The organism is Pacificibacter sp. (genome assembly GCF_039769035.1).
Classification (GTDB): Bacteria; Pseudomonadota; Alphaproteobacteria; order Rhodobacterales; family Rhodobacteraceae; genus Celeribacter.
Map to the genome: position 1 here is coordinate 1 of NZ_JBDMZG010000051.1, position 6,712 is coordinate 6,712.

The 6,712-nt window shown below is 55.5% G+C and carries 8 protein-coding genes; 1 reads left to right on the top strand and 7 read right to left on the bottom strand.

Going from position 1 to position 6,712, the window contains the following annotated elements:
* Nucleotides 1–110 precede the first annotated feature (110 nt).
* The 4 genes from ribD to ABF287_RS04915 form a co-directional block, all read right to left on the bottom strand.
* Nucleotides 111–1,199, bottom strand: coding sequence for a bifunctional diaminohydroxyphosphoribosylaminopyrimidine deaminase/5-amino-6-(5-phosphoribosylamino)uracil reductase RibD (gene ribD / locus ABF287_RS04900; protein ID WP_347183895.1), 1,089 nt, complete (start codon nucleotides 1,197–1,199; stop codon nucleotides 111–113).
* A gap of 6 nt (nucleotides 1,200–1,205) precedes the next feature.
* The gene (gene nrdR / locus ABF287_RS04905) at nucleotides 1,206–1,673 is read right to left on the bottom strand and encodes a transcriptional regulator NrdR (protein ID WP_347183896.1); all 468 of its coding nucleotides are present in this window, start codon (nucleotides 1,671–1,673) and stop codon (nucleotides 1,206–1,208) included.
* 175 nt (nucleotides 1,674–1,848) lie between these two features.
* A complete protein-coding gene (locus ABF287_RS04910; RefSeq protein ID WP_347183897.1) occupies nucleotides 1,849–2,268 on the bottom strand; it encodes a secondary thiamine-phosphate synthase enzyme YjbQ in 420 nt (139 codons plus the stop codon).
* Between the two features lie 76 nt (nucleotides 2,269–2,344).
* Complete coding sequence (locus ABF287_RS04915) at nucleotides 2,345–2,743, bottom strand: helix-turn-helix domain-containing protein (protein ID WP_347183898.1); 399 nt, start codon at nucleotides 2,741–2,743, stop codon at nucleotides 2,345–2,347.
* Nucleotides 2,744–2,850: 107 nt separating this feature from the next.
* Between ABF287_RS04915 and ABF287_RS04920 the strand changes: the two genes are divergently transcribed.
* Nucleotides 2,851–3,711, top strand: coding sequence for an NAD(P)H-binding protein (locus ABF287_RS04920; protein WP_347183899.1), 861 nt, complete (start codon nucleotides 2,851–2,853; stop codon nucleotides 3,709–3,711).
* A gap of 80 nt (nucleotides 3,712–3,791) precedes the next feature.
* Here the strand turns inward: ABF287_RS04920 and ABF287_RS04925 are convergent, their stop codons facing one another.
* The 3 genes from ABF287_RS04925 to rpoD form a co-directional block, all read right to left on the bottom strand.
* On the bottom strand, nucleotides 3,792–4,064 hold the full coding sequence (locus ABF287_RS04925; RefSeq protein WP_347183900.1) for an HlyU family transcriptional regulator: 273 nt from the start codon (nucleotides 4,062–4,064) through the stop codon (nucleotides 3,792–3,794).
* Between the two features lie 72 nt (nucleotides 4,065–4,136).
* Entirely contained in the window at nucleotides 4,137–4,451 is a 315-nt protein-coding gene (locus ABF287_RS04930; protein ID WP_347183901.1) for a DUF1294 domain-containing protein, read from the bottom strand.
* A 15-nt stretch (nucleotides 4,452–4,466) separates the two neighbouring features.
* Nucleotides 4,467–6,467, bottom strand: a complete 2,001-nt coding sequence (gene rpoD, locus ABF287_RS04935; protein ID WP_347183902.1) for an RNA polymerase sigma factor RpoD — start codon at nucleotides 6,465–6,467, stop codon at nucleotides 4,467–4,469.
* Between the last annotated feature and the right edge of the window lie 245 nt (nucleotides 6,468–6,712).

Here is a 6,712-nt window from a genome sequence, read left to right on the forward strand (position 1 = left end):
GGCCATCACCCTGCTGCAACAAGCCCCCAGTGGGCGCAGCAAAATGGCCTTGGCCGCTTTGGCGAAAGTCCGTCAGTTTCGTGCAAAATTTCTGGGGTTGGACGGCTAGCTTACGCGCGGACCCATGTTGTCAAAGCATCAGGGCCCAATATTTCGCTGCGCGCCACACGGAACCGCTGCGCCTGCGCCAAGTGTTGTAATCCCATGTCGCCAAGACCTGACAGACCGTCCGCGCCGATGCCAAGCCCCGCTGTAAACAAGGCCACATGATCGGCAAGATCAGCGCGCAAAAGACTGGCCGCCAAAGCGCCGCCGCCTTCACAGAACACACGGGTCAGCCCCGCAGCCCCTAAAGCCTGTAGCGCCGCCGCCGGGTCCAATTGCCCTGCGATCACAGGCGCTTCAAACAAGGTGGCACCAAGGTCACTCCAAGCGCGTTTCAGCTGCGCATCCACGGAAGGCCCGTGCACAAGCCACACAGGGATTTCAGTCGCAGTGCGCGCCAGATGTCCGGTCAAAGGCAGATCAAGTTGGCGCGACATCACCACGCGCACGGGTTGGCGTTCGATGCCCAAGCCCCGTACGGTCAGACTGGGATCATCCGCGCGCGCCGTGCCTGCACCGACCAAAACCGCATCATGCGAGGCACGCATCGCATGCACACGCCGCCGCGCTTTTGGACCAGTGATCCACTGGCTTTCGCCCGTCGAGGTTGCAATGCGCCCGTCCCATGACGTGGCAAGTTTAAGCGTCACCATCGGTCGCCCTTGGGTGACGCGTGTCAAAAATCCGATCTGTGCGGCCTGCGCCTGTTCTGTGCAAACACCAAACTCCACCGCGATGCCTGCGGCGCGCAACATGTCCAGCCCGCGCCCATCAACCCGCGTATCAGGATCACCCAAAGCCACGACAACACGCGCCACCTGCGCGTCAATCAAGGCTTGGGCGCAGGGCGGAGTTTTGCCGGTGTGCGAACAGGGTTCCAAGGTCACATAAGCCGTCGCGCCGCGCGCTGCATCGCCCGCTTGCGCCAAGGCCATTGTTTCCGCATGGGGGCGCCCGCCGTCTTGGGTCCACCCGCGCCCGACCACACGGTCAGCACGGACAATGACGCAACCCACCGCAGGGTTCGGCCACGTCCGGCCAAGCCCCCGCGCGCCCAAAGACAGGGCGTGCTGCATATGCGCAATGTCAGACATGCGGTGTTACTCGTCTGGTTCAGTATTCGGACGCAACTCGCTGACAAATTTGTCAAAATCATCTGCGGCTTGGAAGTTTTTATACACAGATGCAAAGCGCACATAGGCAACGGTGTCGATCCGCGCCAAGCTTTCCATGACAATCTCGCCAATGCTTTTCGACGGAATATCGGTTTCACCCATGCTTTCCAAACGGCGCACGATGCCCGAAATCATTTGATCCAGACGCTCTGGTTCAATGGGGCGCTTTTGCGTGGCGATACGAATGGAGCGTTCCAGTTTATCGCGGTCAAAATCTTCGCGGCGCCCGTTGGTTTTAATCACCACCAAATCGCGCAGCTGCACCCGTTCATAGGTGGTAAAGCGCCCTCCGCAGGCCGAACAAAAACGGCGGCGGCGGATCGCAACGTGGTCCTCTGCAGGACGGCTGTCTTTCACTTGAGTATCTACGTTTCCGCAAAATGGACAACGCATGGACGTCCCCTTTTTCTATATTGCTGCCTTGTGGCTGCCTTGCGACTAGGGTCTGTGCCCCACTTATCCACAGGTACTATAGGCCAGCTGGTACAATTTGGGTAGAAAAGATTTTGCACCGCAACATGATGACAAATAGCACAATTTTCTTTCTCTCGTTTCTATTGCAAGCGCGCTAGCGCAGCATCGCCACGACCTGTCTTTGATGCGGGCGCGCGCGGTGTTCGAACAGATAGATCCCCTGCCACGTCCCCAAAGCCATGCGCCCTGAAAGCACCGGAATGCTCAGCGTTGTGGGCAACATCGCGCATTTGATATGCGCCGGCATGTCGTCTGGCCCCTCGTAGGTGTGGGTCAAATAGGCCATGCTTGGGTCTGTGGTTGGCGGCACCAAGCGGTGAAAATAGGCCTGCAAATCATCTTGGACTTCGGGATCGGCATTTTCTTGGATCAGCAAACTCGCCGATGTGTGCTGCACCAAAAGGCTCAGCACGGCTTCCTCGGTGCGCTGTTGCGCCACCCATGCAGCGACTTGGTGCGTGAACTCATACAGCCCCGCCCCGCGCGTCGAAATTTCAAATCTTGTGTGGCTCATGTCATCTGTCCATGTGGTCTACAAAGTGGTCTGCAAACGGATCATGCGGCCCCAGCGCAAGGTCAGCCGCGCAGGCCTAGGCCTCCGCTGAAGCGTCATAGGCCGTGCGCGCTGTGGTGATATCCGGCAAACGCGCCTCCGCCCATTCTACAAGCCCCAACAAAGGCGTCATCAAAGAACTACCCATCTCGGTCAGGCTATAGGCCACGCTGGGCGGCTTGGTGTCGAACACCTCGCGTTTGACCATGCCATCGCGCTCAAGGTCGCGCAGGGTTTGCGTCAGCATCCGCTTGGAAATATCCGGCAAAGCCCGCCCCAAAGCATTGAACCGCATCGCCCCGCTTTGCAGCTCAATCAAGATCAGCACGGTCCATTTCGCCCCGATATGGTCCATCACCGACCGCACTGGACAGTTCTGCGGGCTAAAGCCCATGGCTTCCCATTCGTCTCGCTTGGTTTGGCTTGCATCGCGCATGGCGGTTACCTCAGTGTTCCTTGGGTACAAAATCATGCCTCCTTTTCCGAACAAAAGGAAGTCTCTATATGAGACCTATACCCGAATTTAGTCCAAAGGAAAAGACCATGACAAAATATCTCGTAACGGGCGCCTCTGGCCAACTTGGTCAAAAAACAGTCGATCACCTGGCCACGCTTGTCGCCAAAGACGACATCATCGCCTTGGTGCGCACAGCTGAACAAGCCGCGCTGTTTGCCGACAAGGGCATCGCCACACGCAACGGCGATTACGAAGACCCCGCCAGCCTAGAGGCCGCATTTGAAGGCGTAGATCGCTTGTTGCTGATCGCCTCTTCGTCGTTTGACAATGACACACGCAAATCGCACCACGCCAATGCCATCAACGCCGCGAAAAAAGCAGGTGTGGGCTTTATCGCATACACATCAATCCTGAACGCGCAGGAAAACACGCTTGGTCTGGCAGAAGTTCACAAAGCCGCCGAGATCGCCTTGCAAGACAGCGGCCTGCCGCACACCTCTTTGCGCAATGGCTGGTACACGGAAAACCTTGCGATGGGCATCCCGCAAGCGCTTGGAATGGGTCAGCACTTTGGCGCAGCAGGCGATGGCAGATACTCCACAGCATCGCGCCAAGATTTTGCCGAAGCAGCCGCGATTGTTCTCAAAGGCGGGTATGATGGTGAGGTTCTGGAATTGGCAGGCGATGCGTCATTCGACCTGAACGGCTTTGCACAAACCTTGACCGATCTGTCTGGCAAACCCGTGTCTTACGTTGATATGCCCGTGGATGCCTTCGAAGGCGCATTGAAAGGCGCAGGCGTGCCTGACGGGTTTATTTCCTTCATGGTGGACGTCGATTCCAAACTGGCCACTGGCGTGTTGCAGGACGACAGCCAAACCCTGTCCAAAGTGATCGGCCGTCCAACCACGCCCTACGCAGAGACGCTCAAAGCGCTCATGGGCTAAGGCATATGCCCCCGAACACAGGAAAAGGCTCTCCTCAGAGAGCCTTTTTCATACGCCTTAAACACCACGTCGTCTGACGCTTACTCAAAAATACGATCGCCCATTTGATCAATGAAAATCTTGGCCTTGGTCAGCGTACCTTGAGTGACATCGTCCAGATCCGTCCCTGTATCGGCGCGCTTCATGTGATGCACTTTGACCTCGCCATCGATCTCTTTCTCGATCCGCGCGGCAATCCGGTACGCGCCCCCTTCTGACACAGGTTCTGGGAAAATCAGAAAGTCTTTGTAAAGCTCAGGCTCAACGTCCTTGACCTTGGCCTTTCCACCGAAGAGTTTTGAAAGAAGTGACATGTGATCCGCCTCGCCGTTTGTGTTGATCCAACTGTGCCGCGCAGGCGACAAAAGCGCAAGCCGCAGGCGCCGCTATCGCAGCGCAGTGACAATCATTTCACGCAACGGCGCTATCAACAACACGGGCATGGCAATCACAACCACGACCAAAATCAGGTTCAACTGTGTGCGAAACGGCTGTTTGTAGGTCTTATGCCGAAACGCCCGTTGGCCAAGTTTAGCCCCAAAGACACCGCCAAACAGCGCCACCAGCAAAAGCGTCCGCTCAGGAATCCGCCGCCACCCGCGCTTGGCGCAGAGCTTGTCCCAATAGAACTGACCAAAAGACAAAAAAGAGGCGGCCAAGACCAAGATCAAGACCGCCACTTCAAATTTCAAACCAAACATTAAACAGACGTCTGCTTACTGATCCAAGAACGAACGCAATTTACGCGAACGTGATGGGTGCTTCAGTTTGCGCAATGCTTTCGCCTCGATCTGACGAATACGTTCGCGTGTCACCGAGAACTGTTGGCCCACTTCTTCCAAAGTGTGGTCTGTATTCATGCCGATGCCGAAGCGCATGCGCAACACGCGTTCTTCGCGTGGTGTGAGAGAGGCCAGAACCCGCGTTGTCGTCTCTTTGAGGTTTTCCTGAATGGCGGAATCCAAAGGTAGGATCGCATTCTTGTCCTCGATGAAATCGCCGAGTTGTGAATCTTCTTCGTCGCCAATCGGGGTTTCCAAAGAGATAGGCTCTTTGGCGATTTTCATCACTTTGCGCACTTTTTCCAAAGGCATTTGCAGCTTGGCTGCCAATTCTTCTGGTGTCGGTTCGCGACCAATTTCGTGCAGCATCTGACGGCCCGTGCGCACAAGTTTGTTGATCGTCTCGATCATGTGCACAGGAATACGGATGGTGCGCGCTTGGTCGGCGATAGAGCGCGTAATAGCCTGACGGATCCACCATGTGGCGTAGGTCGAGAATTTGTACCCGCGACGGTATTCAAACTTATCAACCGCCTTCATCAGACCGATGTTACCCTCTTGGATAAGATCGAGGAATTGAAGACCACGGTTGGTGTATTTCTTCGCAATAGAAATCACGAGACGCAGGTTGGCCTCGACCATTTCTTTTTTCGCAGCGCGAGCTTCTTTTTCACCCTTTTGCACTTGTTGAACGATGCGGCGGAATTCAGGAATATCCACGCCAACATATTGACCAACGGTGGCCATTTCGCCGCGCAGCTCTTCGATTTTCGGTGAGAAACGTTCGATCAACATCTGCCAACCACGGCCAGATTTTTCGCCCATTTGCTCCAACCATGTTGGGTCAAGTTCGCGACCACGGTAAGCATCCACAAACTCTTTGCGGTTGATCCGTGATTGGTCAGCGAGTTTCACCATGCTGGAATCGATGGACATGATGCGGCGGTTGATGCCGTAAAGCTGGTCGATCAGCGCTTCGATACGGTTGTTGTGCAGGTGAAGCGAATTCACCAACGTCACGATTTCAGAGCGCAACGCTTGGTATTCCGCCTCTTCGTCGGCCGAGAAAGACCCGTCTTCGTTCAAGGTCGCGGACATCCGCAAATCTTGCATTTCAGACAGGCGCGCAAAGTCGTTTGAGATGTTTTCGAGAACCTCCAGAACCTGCGGTTTCAACGCAGCTTCCATCGCGGCCAAGGACATGTTGGCCTGTTCGTCTTCATCATCATCGTCGTCGTCATTGGCAATCGGGTTGCCATCGGCGTCGAGTTCTTGCTTTGGCACTTTCGGCGCAGGCGGAGGTGTCGGCTTGGCCGTTACACCTGTCGTGCTGCCCAAACCGCTGACAACGCTTTCCACTTCTTCGCCATCAATGCCTGTGCCAAAGGTGGCCTCAAGATCGATCACGTCGCGCAAAAGAATGTCTTCGGTCAAAAGCTCGTCGTGCCAGATCGTGATCGCTTGGAAGGTCAACGGGCTTTCGCACAGACCCGCGATCATCGTGTTGCGACCCGCTTCGATACGTTTGGCAATCGCGATTTCGCCCTCACGCGACAACAGCTCAACCGAGCCCATCTCGCGCAGGTACATCCGCACAGGGTCATCGGTGCGATCAAGTTTTTCTGTTTCGGAAGAGGCGAGCGTCACATCGCGGTTGGTTTCAGCTTTGACCAACTCACCCGCAGATGCGGCTTCTTCTTCTTCCTCGTCTTCGATAATGTTGATGCCCATTTCGGACAACATCGACATCACATCTTCGATCTGTTCAGAGCTCACCTGATCCGGCGGCAAAACTTTGTTCAGCTGGTCGTAGGTGATGTAGCCCTTTTCACGGGCATCCGCGATCATCTTTTTGACCGCTGCTTGGCTCATGTCGAGACCAACATCTGCTTCTGCGACGTCTGTCTTTTGATTGTCGTTGTCCTTAGCGGCCATCCGGCACTCCTCAGTCGAAATCGTTTCCTGCGAACCGCCCAAAACATGAGGGCGAATCAATGGTTTTCCGAATCATGTCATGCGAATCACAGATTCGCCACCCGTCTACCCTTATTTCCTTAAGCGCCTGTGCACCAGAGGTCGGGATATATCACCCAACGCGCAACACAATACGTGCGACACCTGCGTGCGGGCATTTTCATGACATTCATCGCGTATGACGCATATCTAGTCTCTTCTTACTA